General features: G+C 31.3%; 27 protein-coding genes. 18 read left to right on the top strand and 9 right to left on the bottom strand.

What is annotated here, in order from left to right; translation table 11 throughout:
• Genes DFR85_RS26405 through DFR85_RS26395 form a run of 3 tightly spaced genes read left to right on the top strand, consistent with a single transcriptional unit; the run spans nt 1 to nt 2,551 of the window.
• Nucleotides 1-582, top strand: coding sequence for an aminodeoxychorismate/anthranilate synthase component II (locus DFR85_RS26405; RefSeq protein WP_110270851.1), 582 nt, complete (start codon nt 1-3; stop codon nt 580-582).
• A gap of 3 nt (nt 583-585) precedes the next feature.
• A complete protein-coding gene (trpC, locus tag DFR85_RS26400) occupies nt 586-1,332 on the top strand; it encodes an indole-3-glycerol phosphate synthase TrpC (RefSeq protein WP_110270850.1) in 747 nt (248 codons plus the stop codon).
• Between the two features lie 13 nt (nt 1,333-1,345).
• Nucleotides 1,346-2,551: a pyridoxal phosphate-dependent aminotransferase gene (locus tag DFR85_RS26395; protein WP_110270849.1), complete on the top strand. Its 1,206-nt coding sequence runs from the start codon at nt 1,346-1,348 to the stop codon at nt 2,549-2,551.
• Here the strand turns inward: DFR85_RS26395 and DFR85_RS26390 are convergent.
• On the bottom strand, nt 2,542-4,962 hold the full coding sequence (locus DFR85_RS26390; protein WP_110271869.1) for a valine--tRNA ligase: 2,421 nt from the start codon (nt 4,960-4,962) through the stop codon (nt 2,542-2,544). The two genes, DFR85_RS26395 and DFR85_RS26390, sit on opposite strands and share 10 nt — an antisense overlap.
• A gap of 105 nt (nt 4,963-5,067) precedes the next feature.
• Between DFR85_RS26390 and DFR85_RS26385 the strand changes: the two genes are divergently transcribed.
• The 3 genes from DFR85_RS26385 to DFR85_RS26375 are packed head-to-tail and all read left to right on the top strand — an operon-like array spanning nt 5,068 to nt 6,717.
• Nucleotides 5,068-6,048 (top strand): NAD(P)/FAD-dependent oxidoreductase, encoded by a 981-nt coding sequence (locus DFR85_RS26385; protein WP_110270848.1) that lies wholly within the window; start codon nt 5,068-5,070, stop codon nt 6,046-6,048.
• The gene (locus DFR85_RS26380; RefSeq protein ID WP_246252868.1) at nt 6,029-6,406 is read left to right on the top strand and encodes a hypothetical protein; all 378 of its coding nucleotides are present in this window, start codon (nt 6,029-6,031) and stop codon (nt 6,404-6,406) included. Before DFR85_RS26385 ends, DFR85_RS26380 begins: the two co-directional genes overlap by 20 nt.
• The gene (locus tag DFR85_RS26375; protein ID WP_110270846.1) at nt 6,403-6,717 is read left to right on the top strand and encodes a hypothetical protein; all 315 of its coding nucleotides are present in this window, start codon (nt 6,403-6,405) and stop codon (nt 6,715-6,717) included. Before DFR85_RS26380 ends, DFR85_RS26375 begins: the two co-directional genes overlap by 4 nt.
• Here the strand turns inward: DFR85_RS26375 and DFR85_RS26370 are convergent.
• Both DFR85_RS26370 and DFR85_RS26365 read right to left on the bottom strand, forming a co-directional pair.
• Nucleotides 6,681-6,971 (bottom strand): hypothetical protein, encoded by a 291-nt coding sequence (locus DFR85_RS26370; RefSeq protein WP_110270845.1) that lies wholly within the window; start codon nt 6,969-6,971, stop codon nt 6,681-6,683. The two genes, DFR85_RS26375 and DFR85_RS26370, sit on opposite strands and share 37 nt — an antisense overlap.
• Nucleotides 6,968-7,186, bottom strand: coding sequence for a hypothetical protein (locus tag DFR85_RS26365; protein WP_110270844.1), 219 nt, complete (start codon nt 7,184-7,186; stop codon nt 6,968-6,970). The genes DFR85_RS26370 and DFR85_RS26365 overlap by 4 nt, the downstream gene beginning before the upstream one ends.
• A gap of 146 nt (nt 7,187-7,332) precedes the next feature.
• On the opposite strand from DFR85_RS26365, the gene DFR85_RS26360 reads away from it, so the two are divergent.
• From DFR85_RS26360 to DFR85_RS26335, 6 genes are all read left to right on the top strand, one after another.
• On the top strand, nt 7,333-7,839 hold the full coding sequence (locus DFR85_RS26360; RefSeq protein ID WP_110270843.1) for a hypothetical protein: 507 nt from the start codon (nt 7,333-7,335) through the stop codon (nt 7,837-7,839).
• Nucleotides 7,772-8,386, top strand: a complete 615-nt coding sequence (locus tag DFR85_RS26355) for an N-glycosylase/DNA lyase (RefSeq protein WP_110270842.1) — start codon at nt 7,772-7,774, stop codon at nt 8,384-8,386. Before DFR85_RS26360 ends, DFR85_RS26355 begins: the two co-directional genes overlap by 68 nt.
• Before the next feature lie 194 nt (nt 8,387-8,580).
• Nucleotides 8,581-9,546, top strand: a complete 966-nt coding sequence (locus tag DFR85_RS26350) for a D-2-hydroxyacid dehydrogenase (RefSeq protein WP_110271868.1) — start codon at nt 8,581-8,583, stop codon at nt 9,544-9,546.
• Nucleotides 9,546-10,664, top strand: a complete 1,119-nt coding sequence (locus DFR85_RS26345; RefSeq protein ID WP_110270841.1) for a pyridoxal-phosphate-dependent aminotransferase family protein — start codon at nt 9,546-9,548, stop codon at nt 10,662-10,664. The genes DFR85_RS26350 and DFR85_RS26345 overlap by 1 nt, the downstream gene beginning before the upstream one ends.
• Nucleotides 10,665-10,701: 37 nt before the next feature.
• Nucleotides 10,702-10,986, top strand: coding sequence for a DNA-directed RNA polymerase subunit K (locus tag DFR85_RS26340; protein ID WP_110270840.1), 285 nt, complete (start codon nt 10,702-10,704; stop codon nt 10,984-10,986).
• Complete coding sequence (locus tag DFR85_RS26335) at nt 10,986-12,968, top strand: DNA topoisomerase I (RefSeq protein WP_168367196.1); 1,983 nt, start codon at nt 10,986-10,988, stop codon at nt 12,966-12,968. The genes DFR85_RS26340 and DFR85_RS26335 overlap by 1 nt, the downstream gene beginning before the upstream one ends.
• Before the next feature lie 45 nt (nt 12,969-13,013).
• Here the strand turns inward: DFR85_RS26335 and cdvC are convergent, their stop codons facing one another.
• Genes cdvC through cdvA form a run of 3 tightly spaced genes read right to left on the bottom strand, consistent with a single transcriptional unit; the run spans nt 13,014 to nt 15,628 of the window.
• Nucleotides 13,014-14,120, bottom strand: a complete 1,107-nt coding sequence (gene cdvC / locus DFR85_RS26330; RefSeq protein WP_110270838.1) for a cell division protein CdvC — start codon at nt 14,118-14,120, stop codon at nt 13,014-13,016.
• Between the two features lie 2 nt (nt 14,121-14,122).
• Complete coding sequence (gene cdvB, locus DFR85_RS26325; RefSeq protein WP_110270837.1) at nt 14,123-14,893, bottom strand: cell division protein CdvB; 771 nt, start codon at nt 14,891-14,893, stop codon at nt 14,123-14,125.
• A gap of 18 nt (nt 14,894-14,911) precedes the next feature.
• Complete coding sequence (cdvA, locus tag DFR85_RS26320; protein ID WP_110270836.1) at nt 14,912-15,628, bottom strand: cell division protein CdvA; 717 nt, start codon at nt 15,626-15,628, stop codon at nt 14,912-14,914.
• 174 nt (nt 15,629-15,802) lie between these two features.
• Between cdvA and DFR85_RS26315 the strand changes: the two genes are divergently transcribed.
• Nucleotides 15,803-16,048, top strand: coding sequence for a hypothetical protein (locus DFR85_RS26315; RefSeq protein ID WP_162582765.1), 246 nt, complete (start codon nt 15,803-15,805; stop codon nt 16,046-16,048).
• 4 nt (nt 16,049-16,052) lie between these two features.
• Here DFR85_RS26315 and eno read toward each other — a convergent pair whose 3' ends face one another.
• Nucleotides 16,053-17,297, bottom strand: a complete 1,245-nt coding sequence (gene eno / locus DFR85_RS26310; RefSeq protein WP_110270834.1) for a phosphopyruvate hydratase — start codon at nt 17,295-17,297, stop codon at nt 16,053-16,055.
• 343 nt (nt 17,298-17,640) lie between these two features.
• Between eno and DFR85_RS26305 the strand changes: the two genes are divergently transcribed.
• Nucleotides 17,641-17,964, top strand: a complete 324-nt coding sequence (locus DFR85_RS26305; protein WP_168367195.1) for a chromatin protein Cren7 — start codon at nt 17,641-17,643, stop codon at nt 17,962-17,964.
• Complete coding sequence (locus DFR85_RS26300) at nt 17,951-18,382, top strand: signal peptidase I (protein ID WP_110270832.1); 432 nt, start codon at nt 17,951-17,953, stop codon at nt 18,380-18,382. The genes DFR85_RS26305 and DFR85_RS26300 overlap by 14 nt, the downstream gene beginning before the upstream one ends.
• Here the strand turns inward: DFR85_RS26300 and gcvPB are convergent.
• On the bottom strand, nt 18,375-19,886 hold the full coding sequence (gcvPB, locus tag DFR85_RS26295) for an aminomethyl-transferring glycine dehydrogenase subunit GcvPB (protein WP_110270831.1): 1,512 nt from the start codon (nt 19,884-19,886) through the stop codon (nt 18,375-18,377). The two genes, DFR85_RS26300 and gcvPB, sit on opposite strands and share 8 nt — an antisense overlap.
• Nucleotides 19,861-21,231, bottom strand: a complete 1,371-nt coding sequence (gene gcvPA / locus DFR85_RS26290) for an aminomethyl-transferring glycine dehydrogenase subunit GcvPA (RefSeq protein WP_110270830.1) — start codon at nt 21,229-21,231, stop codon at nt 19,861-19,863. The genes gcvPB and gcvPA overlap by 26 nt, the downstream gene beginning before the upstream one ends.
• Nucleotides 21,232-21,272: 41 nt before the next feature.
• Between gcvPA and gcvT the strand changes: the two genes are divergently transcribed.
• From gcvT to DFR85_RS26275, 3 genes are read left to right on the top strand one after another with little or no spacing between them, the layout of a single operon-like run.
• A complete protein-coding gene (gcvT, locus tag DFR85_RS26285; RefSeq protein WP_110271867.1) occupies nt 21,273-22,319 on the top strand; it encodes a glycine cleavage system aminomethyltransferase GcvT in 1,047 nt (348 codons plus the stop codon).
• Entirely contained in the window at nt 22,316-22,723 is a 408-nt protein-coding gene (gene gcvH / locus DFR85_RS26280; RefSeq protein WP_110270829.1) for a glycine cleavage system protein GcvH, read from the top strand. Before gcvT ends, gcvH begins: the two co-directional genes overlap by 4 nt.
• Nucleotides 22,723-23,475 (top strand): proteasome assembly chaperone family protein, encoded by a 753-nt coding sequence (locus DFR85_RS26275; protein ID WP_110270828.1) that lies wholly within the window; start codon nt 22,723-22,725, stop codon nt 23,473-23,475. The genes gcvH and DFR85_RS26275 overlap by 1 nt, the downstream gene beginning before the upstream one ends.
• The last annotated feature ends 4 nt before the right edge of the window (nt 23,476-23,479 follow it).

Here is a 23,479-nt window from a genome sequence, read left to right as displayed (position 1 = left end):
ATGGATATTACGCTCATTATAGATAATTACGATAGTTTCGTATATAATATAGCACAGTCTGTTGGTGAATTAGGAACATATCCTATAGTCATACGCAATGATGAAATAACTCTAAGCGGAGTAGAAAGAATGAATCCAGATAGGATAATTATTTCTCCTGGTCCTGGATCTCCAGATAAGAAAGAAGATATAGGAATAGTTATAGACGTTATTAGAAATTTAGGCAAGAAAATTCCTATTTTAGGTATATGCTTAGGTCATCAGGCTATAGGTTATGCTTTTGGTGCTAGAATAAGAAGAGCAAGAAAGGTATTTCATGGTAAAGTAAGTAATATATTACATAATTCAAATACGTCATTATATTTTGCTATTCCTCAAGAGTTTAAGGCTACTAGGTATCATAGTCTAGTCATAGACGATGTTAAATACCCTCTAATAATTGATGCTATATCAAAGGAAGATAATGAGATAATGGCTATTCATCATTCTGATCTAAGGATATACGGTGTTCAATTTCATCCAGAAAGTATAGGAACAGCAGTTGGTCAAAAGATATTTTATAATTTTCTGAATAGAGTATGATAGATGCCTAGATATCTTAGTGGTTGGTTAAAGGAAGTAGTAGATAATGCTCTTAATAGACCATATATAAGTATGCAAAGATCAAGGCCAATTTATTCACTATATGAAAGTATTTTGAATGCTAAAGAGAAAAAAAGGACTGCAATTATAGCTGAATATAAGACACGTTCTCCATCTGGCTTTTTTGCTGAAAGAGACGCGATCGAGTACGCTAAACTAATGGAAGAGAATGGTGCTATAGGCTTAAGTGTACTTACTGAGGATAAGTTTTTTGGAGGTTCATATGAGAATCTTAGAAATATTGCTAATACAGTAAAAATCTCTATATTAATGAAAGATTTTGTTGTTACGGAAAGACAAATCGATACTGCATATAATTTAGGAGCAGATAGTGTACTATTAATAGTAAGGATACTTACTGAAAGAGAACTTATAAATCTTTTAGACTATGCAAGGTCTTATAAATTAGAACCATTAGTGGAGGTACATGATATAGATGATTTAGAAATAGCTTTAAATTCTGGAGCCAAAATAATAGGAATAAATTCTAGAAATTTAAGTACATTAGAATTGAAATTACAGAATGTAAAAGAAATTTTGCCATTAGTTCCTAATGATAAATTAAAAGTAGCAGAAAGTGGAATTTCATCAAGGGAAGATATAGAAGATTTAAAGAAAAGTGGTGCAGACGCTTTTCTAATAGGAACGTTATTAATGAAAGAACCAGCTAAAATTAAAGAGCTATTATAACATTTAATTAACAATGCAAAACTTTGCAACTAGTTTGGGAAACCTTTCTGGTGAATCTACATTATTATATCAAGAAATAGCTAGGAAAATAGAAAAAGAAAAAGGAATAAAGACTATAAACTTCGGAATAGGCCAGCCAGATGTTGTAACATTTTCCAAAATTCGTGAAGCTGCAAAACAAGCTTTAGATCAAGGTTTTACTGCTTATACTCCAGCATTAGGTATAGACGATCTTAGGCAAAAAATTGCTGTAGAACTAAGTGAAAAATACGGGAATATCAAGAAAGAGGAGATAGCAATAACTCCTGGAGCGAAAACTGCACTTTTTGTCTCGTTTCTACTTTATATTAATCCAGGAGATGAAGTAATATTAATAGATCCGGCATTTTATTCGTATTCTGAAGTTATAAAACTCCTTGGTGGGAAGCCAGTATATGCAGAATTGAGGTTTTCAGAAAGCGAGGGTTTTTCTATAGATATAGAAAAAATATCCAAACTTATAAATAAAAAAACTAAGATGATAGTTCTTAATAATCCGCATAATCCTACAGGAATGGTTTTCAGATCAAAAGAGATAATCAAGCTTCAAGAAATTATTAAAGAAAATAAAATAATTCTATTATCTGATGAAATCTATGACCATTTTATATACGAAGGAGAAATGAGAAGTGTTTTGCAAGATCCTGATTGGAGAGACTATGTTATATACATAAATGGATTTAGTAAAACTTTTAGCATGACTGGTTGGAGACTAGGATATATAGCAGCTAAAAAAGAGATTATAGACAAAATAGGCATATTAGCATCAAATATATACACATGTGCAACTAGTTTTGTACAAAAAGCCGCATTAGAAGCCTTTAACACTTATGATGATGTCAAGAATATGATAGAACTATTTAGAAGAAGAAGAGACATAATGTATTCTGAATTAAAGAAAATAAAAGAGTTTAAGATATATAAATCTCCAGGAACTTTTTATATGTTTCCGGAAGTAAGTAATATTCTAAAAAAATGGAATTTTGATACGAAATCGCTAGCTATAAAATTAATAGAAGAAGCAGGAGTTATAACTGTTCCGGGAGAGGTTTTTCCGCTAAATGGAGGAAAACAATTTTTGAGAATGAGTTTTGCTATAGGCGAAGATAAGATTAAAGAAGGAATAAATAGAATTAAGAATGTAATAGAAGAAGTTGATGAAAAGTCTACTCATGATTGATGATTTGAACTCCCATGGTCTGATTTTTCTATTTCGACTTTTTCTTCACTATTTTCTATATATTCTATATTGTCTATCTTTAGTGTTTTCTTTATGTCATCTTCAGCCTTCTTTATATCTTCAATAAAATTTCTGTTTCCATATATTTTCGCATTTATGTATGTATTCATGGATAGTCTACTATTTATTTTTGCACTTCTTATCATAGAATTAAGTTTTTTGACATTATTACCTATTTTTTCTGCTTCAGGATCTATTTCTATATCATCTGTGTTAGGAAGATTCTCTAGAAGTATGCTTGGCTTAATATGATATAGCCTATTGTATATTTCCTCTGTTATGTGTGGAGCTATTGGATGCAATATGATTATTATATCCTTTAATATTCTACTTAGTGTATATATTGCAGATTTATCATTTTGAAATAATCTATATTTTATTAATTCTAGATACTCATCTGCTATTATTTCCCAGAAATAACTATATATTTCTTGAAGTATTATGAAAAAGTCGTATGAATTATAAGCATTTATACATTTTTCTATGAATTTTTTATGTTCTGCTAATACCCATTTGTCTAAGATATTTAGATTTTCTGGCTTTTCTATGTTATTACTTATAAACGGATATGAAAGTCTACATGCATTCCATAGTTTTTGTAGGAGAAGTTTTTTACTTCTTACAGTTTCCCATTTGAATGGAAAATCATCGCCTATGGCAGCATCAAGTAATGTCATTCTTATAGAATCTGCACCAAACTCGTCTATTCTATCTAGAGGAGAAATAACGTTTCCCTTGCTCTTACTCATTCTTGTTCCGTCTGGACCTAATACTTGGCCATTTATTAGCACTTGTTTAAAGGGAACATCGTTAGCTAATACTAATGTTCTAAAGAAGGTATAAAATAGCCAAGTTCTAATAATATCTGTACCCTGTAATCTTAAAGATGCTGGAAAAGCTTTAGAGAATCTTTTCTTATCTGTATAAAATCCTGACAGATAAAGAACTGTTATACTAGAGTCTATCCATACATCTGCTACATCTGTTACTGGCTTTAATGGTAGTCCACAATATGGGCATTTTTCGTAGGGTGGTTTTGCTTTAGTTGGATCTATAGGTAGATCTTCTTCCTTAGCAGGTATTAGATGATTATTATCACAATACCAGAAAGGTAATGGAGTTCCATAGATCCTTTGTCTACTTATATTCCAATCCCAGTCTAAGCTTCTTATCCAATCTTGTAAATAATATGACATTCTACTCGGTTTGAATTGCATTTTTTCATATTCTTTTAACATTTTCTCCTTAAAAGGCAGTACATCTATATATATCTGTTTTTTATTTAAAAACTCTATTGGAGATAAACAATCGCTCCTTTCAGTATGAGAAAGAACATTATGTTTTATCTTTTCTATTTTTCTTACATAACCCTTTTCTTTAAGAATTTCTATTATCTTTTTCCTAGCATCTTCTACTTTTAATCCATCTATTATTCCAGTTCCTTTTATTCTTCCTCTATTATCTATAAGCTCTACTGCAGGCAAGTTATATTTCAACTTCCATCTTATGTCTTGCGGATCTCCATAAGTGCTTATCATTACTGCACCAGTTCCAAAATCTTTTTCTACGTCCTCATCTGCTATTATCTTTATTTCTTTGTTAAATAAAGGTATAATAGCAACTTTTCCTACTAGAGCCTTATATCGCTCATCGTTAGGGTGAACTGCTATAGCTTGAGTAGCACCTATTAATTCTGGTCTGGTTGTTGCTATTACTATTTCTCCACCTTCTTTCAATGGAAAACCTATGTAAACTAGGTATCCTTCTTTTTCCAGATATCCTACTTCACTTAAAGCTAATGCTGTTTCGCATTTTGGACACCAATATACTGGCCCTTCCTTAATCTTTACTATACCTTTATTATACATATCTATCAAACTTTTCTGAATTATTACTCTATAATTATGCTCAAATGTTTTATATTCAAACTGTTCCCAATCAGGTCTATAACCCAATTTTATCATAGCTTTTTTCATTTTATCTATCATGTCATTTGTCCATTCTACACATTTCTGAAGGAATAGATCTCTATTTTCTTTTGGAATTTTTAACTTATATTGAACCTTAAGTTCAGTAGGTAATCCTTGTGTATCCCAACCTTGTGGTAAGAGTACATTGTAACCTTGCAAGCGCTTAAATCTGCCTATAGTGTCAGCAATGGTTACCCAATAAGCATGTCCCATATGAAGCTCTCCGCTAGTAAAAGGCGGTGGTGTATCAATATAGAATACTGGCTTTTCAGAATTTTCATCGAATTTATAAACCTTATCCCAAAAATCTTTACTTAACCAGGTATTTTGCCATTTTTGCTCAATTTCTTTTGGTTCATAGTGTTTAGGCCATTCTTCCATTTTCTTTAAAATTTCGTCTTGGCTCAACAATAACTGACCACCACACAAGATATTAAATTTTTTAGAACAAAGCTACTTTTTATACTTTACTTAAGATTCTAAATTATGGACAAGATTGCCATAAGAGGAGGCGGAGTAGCCGGTTCTTATCTAGCTAATTTACTTCAAAAATCCAATTACGACGTTACACTATTTGATCTAAAAGGCAAATATTTTAAGCCTTGTGGAGATGTAGTACCTAATATTTATGAACCAAAAATAAATTGGAATATAAAATATAGAATTAAGAATTTTGCATTCTATTTAGACGGAGAAAAAATATACGATGTAAGATATAGACACACTAAATGGAATGTTATAGATAAGTCAGAATGGATTAATAGTATGTTAGATAATATAAAACAAAAGGTAATCGGAAACGAAAAACCGGAAAGAGAAAGATACGATATTATAATAAACGCTATGGGTCCATATCTTATGGACAGAAAAGTAGTATATACCACAAGGTCTTTAGTTAAGACTGAAGAATTTAATGATGAAGCAATATTAGAATTTAACTCTAAATTTACTGGATTTTACTGGATTTTCCCTGACTCTGAAGGGATATATAATATAGGTGCTGGATTCTTAGAATATAAGAATTCAAAGGAACTTTTATTACAATATATTAAATCTAAACTAAAAAAATATGAAATTATAGATACTAGAGGTGCTCCAATAACTGTGGATCTAATATCTGATAAAAATTGGAAAATAGGAGAAGCCAGGGGTCTAGTTTTCCCTATGAGCGGAGAAGGAATAAGACCGTCTGCAATATCAGCAGAAGCCGCATTTGACGCTTTAACTAAGGGAGAAGATTTTAATGAGACCCTAAATAATAAGTTGTATAAACTAGAAAAAAGGATAAAAATACAGTATTCATTATTAAAAATTTATATTAACCTTAATGAGAGTTTAAGGAAATCAATGCTTAAAGTATTTTTAAGGAATGGGATACTTATAGATGCGTTTTTAGAAGATAAAATAGATTTTGAAGGTATATCAGAATCAGTTAAGGCGATTAAAGATGGTGCAATTAGTAATTGATAACTCTAAAAGCAAATCAGGCAAACATGTCATTAGAACATTGCTTTATAAAATAGATAATAATATTCATGAAGAGAAAAAATTTAGTTCTAAGGTTAAACCAACTTATACTGTAGGAGAAGCTTATTTGACAGATATACCTTCTAAAGGTATTTATGTATACATAACTTTGATAAAGAATATCTATAATAAAGTTAAGGGGAAAATAATTGTTATAAATGAGGGAAATATTGTACTAGTTCTCAATTATAGAAAGCTTAAGATTAAAAAAATTAACGGAGATTCTCAGTTTTATGAGCATGTAAAAAGAGTATTAGATCAAGTTAAAATTCCAGTAAAGAGGGCTAATTTAAAATGAACAGTATATTTAGTGTTGATATTTCAGTAATGTCCGAACCTCAAAGGATTAGAGATGTATTTTTAGGTTTCGATAATTTTTTAGAAGATCTATGCAAACCTTTAAGAATAGGTGCTTCATATATATGTTCACCTTCTCCAGAATCATTAATAACTGTATTTTTAAGTGACGATATTAAAAAATTTTTAATGATTATACGAGTAGAAAGTACTAGTGCTACAGAAATTATAAGAATAACTGAGCATATAAATAATAAATTGAAAGAAAATGGTATTCATGCCAATTTAGTTAATTCTTTCAATAAACTATGATAAATTTCCGTCATATAGTTATCATTAAAATTATCTAGCAAGGCTACAGCATTACATATATAAGTGTATATTGAGGTTTTACATGTAACTATTTTTACTATTTTTCCATATTCAAAAGGGATATTCACATCCTTATACTCTATATTTTCCTTAGATACTATCTTTGTTTTTATATCTGTATCTGCATACAATACCGTAGAATTGTTTAAAATAACAAAAACTTTCTTATTATCTATTAAATATTGCTTTATCATATTACAGGTACCAAATCACTACCGCAGTATGGACATTTGCCTTTTAACGTTCTTTTATCTGCCTCGCAGAAATAAGCGTTGTATTTCTTTTCGCACTTTGGACATTTGTAAACTACATCAATACCTATTCTGAGCGATCTATTGCATATCCTACAATGTACTGTAAACCATCCCATATGTCCATAAGCATCTATTCCTTTTGTTCTTAAGCTCATATCTTATCCAACTTTTATCATATTGTATATTATATATACTTTTCGCATGAGATTACATGGTTTTACCTTTATTATTATACTAGGCTTTTAATAGCCGTTTTCATAATTATATATAGATATCCTTGAGTGTAATTGAAGAGTATTATATGCCTGAAGAGATTAAAGTTATTGAAGGTGTCTCACTTATAGCCATAAAGAAAGAGGGAGAAACAGCTATAGATGGAAAAGAAGATTTAGATAATGTTTTTTTGGATAATAAAGTAGTTATAATAAACACCAAAGATGGTAAAATAATAAATAGTAACTTAGATACATCATTTAAGTTTCCATATCCTCTTAAAGTATATAAAGTAGGAGTTCCAGCAGATATAACTTCTGAAATTGTTAAAATAAACTATATACAAGTTAATTCAGATTATCCTATTATAGGAATTAAAATGGATTATAATAAGATTCCTTTTTTAGTTCTTGAAACTTCAGAAGGATTTAGAATAATCTCTAAATCAGATATGGAAGATACAAAACCTGTAAAAGAAACTAAAGCAGAAACTAAAACTAAAAAATCTAGATCAGTAAAGAAAAAGCGTGCTAAGAAATCTTCTAAAAGACGTAAAGTTAAGGGCAAGAGTTCTAGAAAGAGCAGAAGAGTTTAAGCTAAACAATTTATCTAATGAGAATGTGTGGTTTAGGGAGCTAGTACTTTGTATATTAACGGCTAATTCATCGTTTATATCTGCGTATAATGCTTTACAAAATCTAGGAGACAAGATTTTTTACGAAAATAAAGAAAATATCTCTCTATCATTAAAAAAATCTGGTTATAGGTTTTATAATATTAAATCTTATTATATAGTAAAGGATAGAGAATTAATATATGGTAAATTAAAAAATACTATAAAGAATATAGCAGAGACTGATCAGTTAAAAGCTAGAGAATATTTACTAAAGCTTTATGGAATAGGAATGAAAGAAGCTAGTCATTTTTTAAGGAACGTAGGCTATTTCAATCTTGCAATAATAGATAGACATATATTAAATTTTCTGAGTGATTATGTAGAAATAAGGAATAAACAATTATCAAGGTCAGAATATATATACTTAGAATCAATTTTAAGAAGTATCTCAACTTATTTTAATTTGTATCCCGGACTATTGGATCTGTTTATATGGTTTAAAGAGACCAAAATGATAGTAAAATAAATAAAAGTATATAAACCAGAAATGTAGTGTATATGTGAGGTAAAATGGATATTGCTAGATTTGGGCATAATTCCGCGAAAATAGATAAATTTGTTACGTTTAGCTTTTTCTTAATAAGTATTTTCTCATGGTCATCATATTCATCATGTTAGATTAGACTTCTAAATTTATGGTGATTCAGAATGGGGTATTCTATGCAGAGCGAGAAAGTTAATTCTATAAATAAAGAAAACCTTCAAATACTAATAACTGATCCCATGAATGAGTACATGTTAAAGTCATTGAAAGAAAAGGGATTTAAAGTTACATATAGTCCTAGTATTGAAAGAGAAGAGCTTTTGAAAATTATAGAAAATTATGATGTAATAGTAGTTAGAAGTAGAACTAAAGTTGATAAAGAAATTATAGAAAAAGGCAAAAGACTAAAGATAATAGCTAGAGCCGGTATAGGTCTAGATAATATTGACACTGACGAGGCTGAAAATAGAGGAATAAAAGTAGTCTATGCTCCTGGAGCATCTACAGATTCTGCGGTAGAACTTACAATTGGTTTAATGGTTGCTGGAGCTAGAAATTTCTATACATCAATGAATCTAGCTAAATCTGGAATTTTTAAGAAAATTTCAGGAATAGAATTAGCGGGTAAAACTTTAGGTATAATAGGTTTTGGAAGAATAGGAACTAAAGTAGGTATAATAGCTAAGTCTATGGGTATGAATGTTTTAGCGTATGATGTTATAGATATACGTAAACGTGCTGAAGAGATAGGAGCTACTAGTGTTAGTTTAGACGAGCTAGTTAGGAAGTCCGATATAATAAGTGTCCATGTTACTGTAGGAAAAGATGCCAAGCCGATAATAGGCAAGGATGAATTCGAAAAGATGAAAGATGGCGTAATGATAGTAAACACAAGCCGTGCAGTAGCTATAGACGGAAAGGCTCTTCTGGAATATATAAATAAAAATAAGGTATTAGCTTACGCTGCAGATGTCTTCTGGCATGAACCTCCTAAGGAAGAGTGGGAAATGGAATTACTAAAGCATGAAAGAGTAACTGTTACAACACATATAGGAGCTCAGACCAAAGAGGCGCAATATAGAGTAGCAGTGATGACAACTCAAAATCTACTAGATGCATTAGCTGAAATAGGTGTAAAATAATGCTACTAATTCCAGGTCCAGTAAATGTACCTAAAAGTGTTGAATATGAGGCTACTAAAGTAATTAATCATAGGTCTGACACTTTTAGAGAAGTTGTATTTAAGCTAGAGAATACTTTAGCTAAGGAATTCAATTCTGATAGAGTGGCATTATTAACTGGTTCTGGTACATTAGCAGTAGAATCAATGGTTTATTCTCTTTTACATAAAGATGAGAAGACCATTGTATTTACATATGGAGAATTCAGTAATAGACTTTTAGATTCTATAAAACGTAGAGGTGCTATTCCAATAGTATATAGAAAAAATTTTGGGGAAGGTTTTTCTATAGAAGAAGTAAAGAGTGCTGTAGAGAATAATAAAGACGCCGATGCTGTAGCTCTTGTGCATAATGAGACCAGCACTGGTATAGCTTTTAGAGACCTTAAAACAGTTTCAAAGATAATAAAAGATTCTGGTAAAAAACTTCTTGTAGATTCTGTCTCAGGATTTGGCGCATATGAGCTTTACGTAAATAAGTGGAAAATTGATGCTGTAGCAACTGGTAGCCAAAAAGCATTAGCCTCATTACCAGGTATGGGTTTTGTTGCATTATCTTCAGAGGGAATTTCTGAACTGCGTTCTAATGAGATACCTAATTATCTTGATCTTGGTCTTAGCTTGAAGTTTCAAGAAAAGCATGAAACTCCTTTTACGCCAGCAGTAGGCATATTTTTTGCTACTCTCAGAGCAGCCGAATTGCTAGAAATGGAAGGCATAGAGAAGAGATGGAATAGACATGAAGCGTGTGCTAAATATCTTAGAAACATAACAAGTAAATTAGATTTCTCTTTATTTGGTGATGACACTAATTTCTCTAATACTGTAGTTGCTGGAAAAACTCCTTTACCGCCTAAAATTTTTATCAATGAACTAAGGAAAAGAGGCATAGAAATATCTGGCGGAATGGGAGAACTTAAGGACAAAATTGTTAGAATAGGAATATTAGGTGTAGTGGATGATAGAGCTATATCTAGGTTAACAATAGCTATGTCAGACATACTAAGACAGGAAGTTGAGTTAAATATTCCAAAAGAATGTAGTCTTCCAGATTTCCTTAGAGCAGAAGTAGAATGGTAAGAAAGTTTTATTTTTAAGTTCTATTAGTTTTCATGATATGTCTGAGAGTGAATATATAACTTCCTTAAATTATACTTTCATAGAAAGTTGGAAAGTAAGGCTTACTCTTTATGAAAAAGCAAGAATAATAAGCGCTAGGGCATTACAATTAGCTATGGGTGCTTCTCCCCTCATTGATATTAGTACTTTGGATTCTAAAAAACTTAATTCAATAAGTATAGCAGAAGAAGAGCTTAAGAGAAACGTTTTGCCTATAACTGTAAGAAGAAGATTTCCTAATGGAAAAACCGAATTAATTTCTGTTAGAAGCTTAAGGGGATAATGATACGAGGTTATACTCTAATAATAGCCGAAAAACCTAAGGCTGCTAAAAAGATAGCCGAAGCGTTTGGTTCTTACAAGCAAATTAATTATAGAGGAGTTAAATATTGGCAATTAACATATAATAACGAAAATATAATCATAGTATCAGCTGCTGGTCATTTATTCGGAATAACAGGCCCTAACGTTTTTCCAGTATATACTATGGAATGGAAACCTTTATGGGAGATAGATAAGAAGAATTTATATACTAAGAAATATATAAACACAATAAGTTATTTTTCAAAAAATGCAGAAAAATATATAAATGCTTGCGATTACGATATAGAAGGTTCAGTCATAGGTTTTATTCTAATTGAAAAATTCGGCGATTTAAAGAAAGCAAAAAGAATGAAAATTTCTGCACTAACCAAAGAAGAAATTTTGAGATCTTACAGTAGTTTGTCCGAGTTAGATATAAACATGGTTAACGCTGGAATTGCAAGACACAAAGTAGACTGGTTATGGGGTATAAACGTGAGTAGGGCATTAATGATATCGACTCGTTCCGCATCTGGTAAGAAAGTAATATTGAGTGCGGGTAGAGTACAAAGTCCTAGTTTGATTCAAATAGTAAACAGAGAAATTGAAAGGTCGTTATACTTTCCTTATCCTGAATTTAGAATAAAAATCCTTATAAATTTAGATAATAAAGATTTCTATGTTTTTTTAAATAAGAAATTTGAGTCGATATATGATGCAAAAGAACTCGTGTCTAAACTCAAAAATGATAAACTAATTGTAACCTCAGTTTCTTCTTTTAAGACCAAATTATCAAGGCCATCTCCATTTAATCTAATGGATTTGCAATTAGAGGCTGGAAAATTCTTTGGTTATTCTCCATATAAAGTTGAAAGGTTAGCTGAAGAACTATATCTAGAAGGTCTTATAAGTTATCCAAGAACTAATAGTCAACGTATTCCTTCTACAGTAAACTTAGTAGAAATAGTGAATGGAATAGCTAAGGGACCTTTTAGATCGATTTTAAGCATACTTAATAATTTAACTAGTGGGAAATACATCGTACGACAAGGAGAAAAGGATGATCCAGCGCATCCTGCTATTTATCCTACTGGATATTTTAGGAAAGTTTCTAAGGATGCGTATAAAATTTATGAACTAATAGTAAGAAGATTTTTAGCATCAATTTCTAAAGATGCTATAATTCAAAAACAAAATATAATATTAAAATTTGTTAAAAATAATGTAGATGTGTCGTTAAATTTACAAAATATACTATATAAGGGTTGGATTACTATATATCCATACAATATAAAAGAGGACGAACTTATTAATATAAAGGAAAATGCAGAAGTAGATGTTAAGAAAATAACCTTAGAACTATCTTTAAGTAAACCATTACCTAGATATAATAGAACGTCACTACTAAAATGGATGGAAAGTGTAAAAATTGGTACTGAAGCTACTAGGGGTAAAATAATTGAGACGTTATTTTCGAGAAAATATGTTGAACCCAAAGGGAAATTCATAGTTCCAACTAAACTTGGAATAACAATAGCTGAAGTTCTTAATGATTATTTTTCAGAACTAACTAGTATAAAAATGACATCTGAGATGGAATCTAAACTTAACGATATAATCTATGGCAAAATAAAATGCGATGATGTAGTAAACGAAATAAAAGAAAAAATAGGAAAGTATATGGAAGAGTATAATAAAAATAAAGAAAAAATAGGGAATAAGATATCTAAGGGACTTGGTTATTTATCATACAATAAATGTAAGTTTTGTGATTTCGAAGAAGAAAAAGACGGCTTATGTAAATATCATTTAATTGCGTTAGAGAGACTTAAATCTGGATTATCAGAATGGGAAGAAAAAACTGGATATAATAGGAAAGCTATTGTAAGCAAATTATCTAAGTCAAAGTCTACAGGAAAACTAATATTAGATTTGATAAACAACAATTATATAATGATGTAAGACATGCCAAACCGATAGATGAGGTCAAACCTGGGGTATCTGATTTTATAATGCCTTAAATTTCTCATACCAAGTAGAGTACGCTTTTACTAAATCTTGGTTTACACTTGGCTTTCTATATTTTAGCACGTCCATTACATCATTAGTAGTCACGGCTCTAGGCATACTAAGATTTTTTTCGAACATCTCTTTTACCACTTTCATATGTGCTGTTTGAATTATATCTCTAATATCGCTAGCAGTATAACCTTCCGTAGCTTTAGATATTTCTTCCAAGTTTAAATTTTCAGTAACTATCTTATCAGTATAATATTTCAATAGTGCTATTCTTTCTTGAAAATCAGGGAGAGGAATGTATATTCTTTTTTGAAATCTTCTGAGGAAAGGTTCGTCAAGTCTCCAAGGCTTATTAGTAGCACCTATTACATAAACCTTATAATTTTCACTCTTATCTAATAGACCATCCATCTCTTTAAGAAACTGGTTTCTTACTCTGGCTTCTCCTCCTACCTCATTATTAAAAACACCAAGTATGGCATCTAATTCATCTACAAATATTATAGATGGTCTATTTTCCTTTTTTGACATTTCTCTTGCAGTGTTAAATATTTTCGCTACGTTTTTTTCAGCTTCTCCTAGCCATTTTGACATAATTGATGCTGCGTCAAGCTGGATAAAGTTAGAATCTATTTCATTAGCTACTGCAGCAGCCATCATGGTCTTTCCACATCCAGGAGGTCCAAATAGTAAGATTCCTCTAGGCCAACCTAATGGGAACAAATCTGGTCTTTTGCTAGGATAAATTATAGCTTCTTTTAATGTCTCCTTTACATCATCAAGGCCTATTATATCATTAAATGATACTTTAGGTTTATCTTTAACTAATAGTTCCGCTGTCGTTTCTTTATCCTGAGTCTGAGAGCTTGGTACTAATTCACTCAATACTTCAATTCTTTTTTTGTATTCTTTAATCATTTGCTCATAAGCGTTTTTTGCTACTGAATCTGGATATAACGTAATTATTTGAGATAGAATTTCTATGGCTTTTTTGTAATAATTTACTGCTTCATTAGAATTGCCATCCTTATCAGCTTTTACAGCTAATACTGCATACTTTCTGGCCATTTCTTCTAACATTACTTGTGCACTCATTTCTATCCCTCTAAGCTAATCAATCCTTTGTTAGCCATTTGCTTTAATAGAGTAAAGACTTCTTGTTTTTCTACGCCATATGTTTTTGATATGAAGTCTATATCAAGGAAACCTCCTGTAGTTGAGATGTAGTTTAGTATTTCCTTTTCATTTAGTTTTCTCTTAATTTCTGCTTTTGATGGAACTTCTGAAGGAGGATGAGGTAAATCTGGTAACAGTTCTTTCATCTTTACTTCTGCATTCTTCTGTGCTTCCTCCATAATTTTTTTAGCCTGCTCGTCAACCGAAGCTGGCATTATACCTTTATCATTTATCATTCCTGTCTCTATTGCAATGCTATTTACGCTACTCGTTATAGAATCTAAGGCAATTGCGACTTCAGGGGATATTCCTCTTATTTGATCTTTTAATTCTCCTAGTATTTTTACAATTGGGAACAACACCAAAGATACTCCTTGTAATTCTTGAACAGTATCAAGTTTTAATCTAACCTTTTCAATAGCTAGATATGCAGTATATATTATTTTAATCATTTTTCTTATATCCGAAATTTCTTGTGCATAAATAGTAGCTCTAGCTATATCTCCATCTATTTGTGCTCTAACTACTTTATCGAAAAGATCCTTATCTCTTTCTTTTAATCTCCTTATAGATTCATCTAATCTTGTTTGCTGATCTTTTAATTTTATTGATATTTCAGTTAGAAGTCTACCTAATTGTTCCTTTTTTTTCTTGTCAGAATTAAAGTAAGAAAGGAATAACTTTTTTAGCATCCTATTTCACTGGCTTAGTCATAAAGTATTTATTACCTTTACTGGTATTGGAACCGGTATTTCCGATTTGTTCTGGTCGTTCTTAGTACCCTGATCTTGTGAGCCTATTACTTGCCCGGGGGTTTTTATATCAATACCTTCTTTATCTAGCAGATCTAATTTTTCTAATGTTTTTCTAATATCGTCTTTCTCTAATGTGTAACTATCTTTAGCTAATCTAAGTATCTCTGCTGAACCTTTATATGCTGATTCTGATAGTTCAGCAGATATATAACTCATTTTAACTGCTATCATTGCTTTATCTATTTGTGTTAGTTGATCTTCAACTTCATTTAATCTATTTTTTAGCGAGTTTTTTATTTTTATATATTCATCCTTTATTTTCAGCATTTCACTATCTAATTTCCTTTTCATATCATCGTATGTAGATTTTGGAATTTCTTGCTTAGAATATAACTCGTCTAATGCTCTTTGTCTTTTTCTAATTTTTTCCATTAAAGTTAATGTTCTTATTGCAGCAGCTTTCCAATCTGGTAAAATTATTAAACTATCGTTGTCGAGCTTAACCCTAGAAGGGTCTATAGTAGTAAATGTGCTTCCTTGATTTATTTCTATACCTGTTACTGTTCCATCTATTTCTGTATAAACATGAACTAAGTATCCAAAGTCCCTATTGTACGGATCTTTGATTTTTTGTCCTATAAATTTCATTAAAATTTCAGATGATACTACCATAGGTAATACTCCTCAAAGTTAATTGTTCGTTTTATATTGTTTAAAAGGATTAGTGCTCCTCAGAAGGTCTTTTTCTTCATCCTATAAGAGCTTTTAACCTTCATCATCGGCTTAGTAATATTACGTGTAAGACTATAAATAAACTTTATGATGGTAGCTATATATTTGAGGAAAATGGCATTAGGATCCCTTTATAACATAACTTCACAAATATTTAATAGTCATGTGAATAGTGGTTCAGTTTCTGAGATTTTAATAATCATAGGATTAGCAATTATAGGCTTAATGCTTCTAGGTGGGATTTCGTATGGTTTATTTAAGGCATTTTCATCAATACCTAGAATGACTACGAGACAGTTTCTATTGTTTTTACTGATATTAGCAGGAATGCTTATAGTGATAGGCATAATATTGCCGTAAAAAGTTAAATTTTATTATATTTGAATTCATATTCTTTCTCAATTTCCAATAATCTATTATATTTGCTAGTTCTTTCGCCTCTTGCTGGAGCCCCTGTTTTTATAAAATCGCTATTTAAGCCTACAGCTAGGTCTGCTATGAAATTATCTTCAGTCTCTCCACTTCTATGACTTATTACTGTTTTAATTGAGTTTTCCCTAGCTAGGTCAAAGAAATCTAAAGTTTCTGTAACTGTACCTATTTGATTTAATTTGACTATAACTCCAGTAGTAGATTTCATTTCAATACCTTTTTTAAGATATTTAATGTTAGTAGTATATAAATCATCTCCAGTTATTATAACTTTTGAGAGTTTACTCTGTAATCTGGAAAATCTCTCAAAATCATTTTCATCAAAAGGATCTTCTAAATAAAGAATAGGATATCTTTCACATAGTTCCTTATAGAAATCTATCATTTCATCCGGAGTTTTTTTTGTACCGTCAATTTCATATACGTTCAGTTTAGAATTATAGAAATCGGAAGACGCCGCGTCCATTCCTAATAAAATTTCATTGTCATATCCAGAATTTTTTATTGCAGTATAAACAAGATCTAAGGCTTCTTCGGTTTTAGATAATGGAGGAGACACTCCTCCTTCATCTCCTAACGAAGTGTATATTTTCCCGAATTTTTCTGATATTAAATTTTTTAACGTTCTATATATGCTTGTCGAAGCTTTTATTGCATCACTGAAGGTACTAAAACCTACAGGTATTATGAGAAACTCTTGTATCTTAAGTTCGTTGCCTGCATGCATTCCTCCATTAAGTATATTAAGTAATGGAATCGGAATTTTATGCGATCGAAATCCTCCTATGTAATTAAAAATCTCAATTCCCATTGCCTTTGCTGCAGTTTTAGCTACTGCTATTGATGTAGATATCATTGAGTTTGCTCCTAATCTTGACTTATTATCTGTGCCATCCAATTCTATCATAAGCCTGTCTATCTTATCCTGATCTCTTACATCAAGCTTAGCTAAGGCATAATTTATATAATAGTTAATTGAACGCACAGCGCTTCTAACTCCTCCATCTTTATCTCTGAGTTCTACTGCTTCTCGTTCTCCTTTAGAGGCTCCTGCTGGTGCATCACCGAAATCTCTTACTCCGCCTTTTGTAGTTACAAAAGATCTTACGGTAAAGTTTCCTCTTGAATCTATTATTTCTAATCCTTCTACCTTTTTTATCTCAAAAATATCCGACATTTTTTTAATCACATGTTTATTTTATTAGCTAAGAGTTATTATGTTATACTATGCTGCGCTAATTTTCATAATCTATGGCCTACTTTCTCCAATTTACTTTAGAATATTAAGAGGTAGGCTTAGTAATGAAAAATATTTCTTAACTGCATGGATAACTGCTCCTTATTTAGTATCTTATTTCTATTGTAATATTTTTCTAATATTTTTATTAGCTATATTTAATATATTGGGATATATTCTTCTTATTGCTAATAAGACCAAACATTTATACGATGGTTTATTATTTTTTATTAGTGCTGTTATTATAGTGCTATTTTATAAACTATGAAACAAAACACTACTTATGCCAAAGAAGCAAAAAGAGTCAAACGTGTGCCCTAATTGTGGGACAGTTGTTGATAAGCCTACAAAGACATGGAATTTAATATCTCCTTTGCCTGATTCCTACGGAAGAATAACAATAACTGTAATGGGTTCGTATACATGCCCTAAATGTGGGCATAAATGGAGGGCAGTAGTGTCTAAGATTAAAGCAGGAGACTCTTCTGTAGAGGTTGAAGGTAAAAAAGGAGTTAAAAAATTTGGCGGAGAAGAGAAAAAGGAACAGAAACGTGATCAGGGGGATATTATAGAGTTAGATCTTAGTGATTTAGATGAAGAAGAGTGACATAATATTAATAATACTTATTCTTGTAATATATTTATTGTATTTTTCTAATGTTATAAGTTCGGCAAGCGTTGAAGGAGTTTCTATGTATCCAGTCTTTCAGAATGGTTCACTTACTTTTTATGCATCTCCACATAATATTACTATTGGAAATATAATAATATATAAATCTCCAGCTATAGATGCTTACGTTATTCATAGAGTTGTGTATGTAGATAATTATAACGAAGTAAAACATTATATAACACAAGGTGTTGATAGAATATCTAATCCAGTCCCTGACAGTAAGATAGGATTAGAACCACCACAAGGTATTCCGTCTAATTATGTACTAGGTAAGGTAGACGAATTTCATGGAATCATATTTTCAATACCTTATTTAGGATATATATCAATTTTAATAAATTCTATTATTTAAGTAAATTTATTTTGTTTTGGTTTCTAAGTTTTTTCACTAGGTATGTTGGTGTTATAGTAGATGGATAATTAGCTTTTACTTGATCTAACCTCCTAACTGAAGTATTATGAGGAGATTCCAAAATATCTTTAGGATTAGCATATGCTGTTTCTAGAATATTTTTTAACGCGTCCGCAAATTCGTCTAAAGTTTCTTTAGGTTCTGTTTCTGTTGCTTCTATCATTAATGCTTCTTCCACTATTGGAGGAAAATATATTGTAGGTGCATAAAATCCTCTATCTAGAAGAGCCTTCGCTACATCAAAAGCTGTAATTCCTGTATCATTCATTAATTGCTTTACACTGAATACTACTTCATGTTTTCTATATATTCCAGAAAAAGGTAATTCCATTCCTTTTACTCCTTTTAACTTGGTTATCAAATAATTGGTAGCTAATGTACTCATTTTACCTACCATAGATATTCCTTCTGCTCCCATTCCTAGTATATACGAATATGCTCTTGCTATATTAGCTACATTTCCGTAGAAAGTAGACATTTTCCCTATAGACTTCTTAGGTTTTACGAACTCAAATTTACCATCTATATTTTCAATTATTGGATATGGCAAGTATTCTGCTAGCTCCCCTTTAGCACATATTGCACCAGCCCCAGGTCCTCCTCCTCCGTGGGGCACTGCAAATGTTTTGTGTAAATTTACGTGAACTATATCAAAGCCCATATCTCCAGGTCTTGCTACTCCAAGTATTCCATTAAGATTAGCTCCATCGTAATATAATACTCCGTTATCATTGTGAATTATTTTAGAGATTTCCATAATGTTCTCTTCAAATAATCCGAGAGTATTGGGATTAGTTAGCATAAAGCCGGCTGTATTCTCGTTTACAATTTCTTTAAGTATATCTAAATCTACAAGACCTTTCTCATTAGTTTTTACATAAATTACCTTATATCCAGCCATTGCTGCACTAGCTGGATTTGTTCCATGAGCTGTATCTGCTACAAGCATTTCTGTTCTATTTTGATTTTTATTTTCATGAAATTTTTTAGTCATCAAAACTCCTGCTAGCTCTCCAGACGCACCTGCAGGAACTTGGAAACTACAGTTATCCATTCCTGTTGCTTCAGCTATCCACTTTTGCATTTCATATAATAATTCCAATACCCCTTGCATGGTACTTATATCTTGTAATGGATGAACATTTTCTACAAGTTCTTGTGTTTTTTCTTCTATTTTTGGATTATATTTCATAGTACACGAACCTAGTGGCATCATGCCTATATCTACACCAAAACTCATTTGAGATAACCTAGTATAGTGTCTAACAACCTCTAGTTCGGACATTTGAGGGAACTCTAATTCTGAATTTCGCCTAATTTTTTCTGGTATTTCGACTTGTATTTCATTTTTTATTTCATCATCCTCTGGTATTATTATACCTTGTCTTTGTTTTCCTTTAAAATCGAATATTATAGGCTCATCCCAACTTGCTTGCTTCCACATTTTTTATTACTTCCTCTATTTGTTCTACTAAAAAATCTATCATTTGTTTTGAATGCAATTCGGTAAAGCAAAATAAGGCTGATTTTGCATCCATTTGTAATCCTCCTTGTATATTCTTTGAAAGTAAATAGGAGTTAATTTTGTTGTAATCTATAGGAAAGTCGAATAGGAATTCCTCAAAGAAATCTCCAGTAAAGCGTCTTTTGCCTAAGCCTCTATCTTGTAATCTCTTTGCTGCATAATGACTTCTATAATAGACTTCGTCAGCAAGTTTCTTTATTCCATATTTTCCTAAGAGTGACAAATATACTGAAACAGCTATACCTAATAATGCCTCATTAGTTGTTATATTAGAAGTTGCTTTTTCTCTCCTAGCGAATTGTTCTCTAGTCTGTAAGATAAGTGTGAATCCACGTTTACCTGACGAGTCTTCTGTTAGTCCTACAATCCTTCCAGGCATTTGCCTTACTAACTTACTATCCCATCTGGTTGCGAAAATTCCTAGAGAAGGGCCTCCTGCATTTAGAGGAATGCCAATCTCTTGTGCGTCTCCTATAGCTATATCTACTCCGTATTCTCCTGGAGGTTTTATTAAGGCTAAAGATAAAGGATTAACGCCCATTATAGTTATTATACCCTTCCTTTTTGCTAATTCTACTATACTCTCAATTTCTGTTTCAAAAATACCAAAATAGTTAGGTTGCTGAAAATAAATCGCAGAAACTTCGTTTGAAATTTTATTTTCGAGATCGTTAATGTCTATTTTTCCTTCAGAATTATAGTTAACATCTACAAACTCTATTCCTTTCCCTCTTGTCCAGGTCTCTGCTACATCCCTATGTAATGGGTTCATATTCTTTGGTATTATTATTCTTCTTTTTCCATTAATTCTGTTGGACATTAAAATTGCTTCAGCAAGTGCTCCTCCCCAATCATAAAGAGACGAATTTACTACTTCCATTTGTAGTAATTCTGCCATATAACTTTGGTATTCGAAAAGAGCTTGTAACAAGCCTTGATTAGCTTCAGGCTGATAAGGAGTATACGAGGTATAAAATTCTGATCTAGAAAGTATCATTTTAACAGCTTGTGGAATATAATGAGGGCAAAATCCTCCTCCTAGAAAAGGAGGGAATATTAGTTGCTTATTTTTTCTTTCTAATTCTTCTATTCTAGAGCTTATTTCATACTCTGATAGTGGTTTCTGATAACCTATATTTAACGGTCTATTTAATAGGATTTCCTTAGGTACATCATTAAATAAATCGTCTATATTTTTTGCTCCTATTGTAGTTAGCATTTCATCAATGTATTTTAGATTTGGTAACCAAGGATGCATTTCCATATAAATTCCTTAACAAACAACCAGTATTAAGTGGAATAATAATGTTTCGTAGTCCAGTTCAAGATATAGAAGAAAAATTGGGAGCTAATTTTGGAGAATTTGCAGGATGGGAAATGCCGATGGAATATTCTTCGTATCAAGAAGAACATATGAAAGTAAGGCAAGACGTTGCATTTTTTGATTTATCTCATATGGGAAGATTAAGAATAAATGGAAAAATTGAAGAAATAGAGAGATTAGTAGCTAAATCTCTTAGCAAAAAGGAACCCGGATACATGATAGGGCCTACAGCTTTTCTTAATGATAAAGGTGGATTCATAGACGATGTTATGACATATAAAGTATCAGAAAATGAATTTCTTATAGTAACTAATGCTCTAAATAGGGAGAAGGTAATAAAATGGATAAAAAATAACTCCTCATTAGACGTAGAAGATCTAACATTAAATTACGTTATGCTAGCTATACAAGGAAGAAGAATTTGGGAACGTCTTGAAAAAGTTGATTTAAATAATTTACAGTTTAGGCTGAATACTCATTTCTTAGGAGAAGATGTATTCTTATTAAGTAGATCAGGCTGGACTGGAGAGGATGGTATAGAAGTTTGGGCTAAACCTGATAGTGCAAAGAAAATAATAGAAAAATTATATAATAAAGGAGTTTTTCCAGCAGGGCTTATAGCAAGAGATAGTCTAAGACAAGAAATGGGATTTGTTTTATATGGCGAGGATATCAATGAGGATATAAATCCTATAGAAGCTAGATATTGGGTGTTCTCTTTAGATAAGGATTTTATAGGAAAAGAGATGATTATTAATTATTTAAAGCATGGTGTCGATAAATTTAGAATAGGGTTTAAGTTAAGTAAAGGAGAGAGAGCCCTACCAAGATCTGGTCAAAGGATAAAGATTCTTGATGTAGATATAGGATATGTTACTAGTTCCACTTATTCCCCTTATCTCTCAAGATCAATAGGAATGGGATATATAAAGTCTAAAAACTTTGTTTTAGGATATTCAGCAGATGTTGAAATAAGGAACAAAAAATATTCTATTAAGTTTTCAGATTTTCCTCTGGTGAAACTATAATGAGCATAAAAGTTGGCAAGTACGAAATTCTAACAGATAGATATTATACAGAAACTGATGAATGGGTAAAGATCTCTGGCGACGAGGCGATTATAGGGATAACTGATTATGCTCAGAAAAAATTAAGAGACATAGTTGGAGTAGATTTGCCAGAATTAGGTAAAGAAGTTAAACTTGGAGATAGTGTGGCAGTAATAGAGTCTGTTAAAGCCGCAGCAGATATTTATGCGCCTCTTTCAGGTAAAATTATTGAAATTAACGAAGATCTAACAGAACATCCAGAACTTATAAATAAAGATCCATACGGTAAGGGTTGGATTTTCAAATTAAAGATTACAACTGATGAAGGAAAGGAAAAATTATTAACTTCAGAAAAATATAGTGAAAAGATAAGGGGAGAATAATGCAATCTGAGTTTGAAGTAAAAGAGTTTTCGCTTCCAAGAATTTCTAAACCCTCGTATATGGTTATTGGTCTTCCTGACGCTGGATTAGTTGGAGCAATTAGTACTGAGTTCCTTATAGAAAAATTTAGTTTAAAGGAATTTGGAGAATTATATTCTACTAAATATATTCCTCCAATAATGCATGTTACAAACGGAATAGCTAAATCTCCTTTAAGACTTTATTACTCTGAGAACCCTAACATAATAGTCTTTCATTCATGGACTGCACTGCCTTCATCTTCTATATATCCTTTAGCAAAATTTATAGTGCAATATGCTAGTAAATATTCTATTAGTAAAATTATTTCTATAACTGGGCTTCCTATTCAAAATAGGCTAGATATAGAAAAACCCACAGCATATTGGATATCAAGCAATTCTGATTTATCACAGGAATTGGAAAAAATAGGCATTATGCAGAAATTTGGAGATGGATATATAGCTGGCCCATATGCTCCAATACTCTTAGAATCATCAAAGGCTGGTATAGATAATTTTGTTATAGCTATAGAGTCATTTCTAGATCTACCGGATCCGGAAGCCTCTGCAGTTGCGTTAGATGTCCTTTCTAAATATATAGGTTTTAAAGTGGATGTGAGTTCTCTATTACAAGAAGCAGAAGAAATAAGAGAAAAAATAAAAGGCTTAATGGAACAAACAAAGAAAGAACTTCCTTCATATTCTGTTGGAAAGCCTATGACATATACGTGATAAC

Source organism: Acidianus brierleyi (genome assembly GCF_003201835.2).
GTDB lineage: Archaea > Thermoproteota > Thermoprotei_A > Sulfolobales > Sulfolobaceae > Aramenus > Aramenus brierleyi.
This window is presented reverse-complemented; position numbering and strand designations above follow the sequence as displayed.